Annotated in this window: 2 protein-coding genes (1 of these 2 cut by a window edge); both read left to right on the top strand. The window is 65.8% G+C overall.

The window, feature by feature from the left end:
• On the top strand, positions 1-138 hold the 3' end of the coding sequence (locus J4F42_20035) for an enoyl-CoA hydratase/isomerase family protein (GenBank protein ID MCE2487810.1). Its footprint begins 846 nt before the window's first position; 138 of the gene's 984 nt are visible here — the last part of the coding sequence; the start codon falls outside the window, past its left edge; its stop codon occupies positions 136-138.
• Positions 139-146: 8 nt separating this feature from the next.
• A partial coding sequence (locus tag J4F42_20030) for an alcohol dehydrogenase catalytic domain-containing protein (GenBank protein MCE2487809.1) occupies positions 147-643 on the top strand: 497 nt, incomplete at its 3' end.

The following is a 643-nucleotide window of genomic DNA, read 5'->3' as shown; positions in this document are numbered from 1 at the left end:
CAGAGCTTTGGCAGCTCTTTTCAGGAACAGCTGCACAGCGAAGCGCGCTCCATTACCATCTCGGCCCAGTCGCCCGATTTTGCCGAGGGGGTGACGGCCTTTGTGGAAAAACGCAAGCCGAGCTTCAAGGGAAGGTAGGGCCGCCCATGAAAGCCATTACGTTTGCCAAACCCGGTGGACCGGAGGTTTTGGGACTCGGCGAGGTGCCCGACCCGGTGCCGAACCCACACCAGCTGCTCGTTCGGGTTCGCGCCTCTGCCCTCAACCGTGCCGACACCATGCAGCGCATCGGCGCCTATCCGCCGCCCCCCGGTGAATCGGACATCCTGGGGCTGGAGCTGGCCGGTGAGGTCGAGGCGGTCGGCTCCGCGGTTCAGGGCTTTGGGCCGGGCGACCGTGTCTTCGGTCTGGTTGGCAGCGGCGGCTATGCCGAGAAGGCCGTGATTGACGCGCGGATGGCCATGCCGATCCCGGACGGCTGGAGCTTCAGCCAAGCCGCAGCCGTGCCCGAGGTCTACTTCACTGCCCAGGAAACGATTTTTACCCTGGGTGGCCTCAGAGCCGGCGAGACCATTCTGATCCACGCCGGAGCGAGCGGGGTCGGAACGGCCGGCATTCAGATGGCTCGGGAGACGGGCGCCCG

Source organism: Desulfurellaceae bacterium (genome assembly GCA_021296095.1).
Taxonomy (GTDB): Bacteria; Desulfobacterota; Binatia; order Bin18; family Bin18; genus JAAXHF01.
The sequence above is the reverse complement of the archived record's forward strand: the minus strand, read 5'-3'. Positions and strand labels throughout refer to the sequence as shown.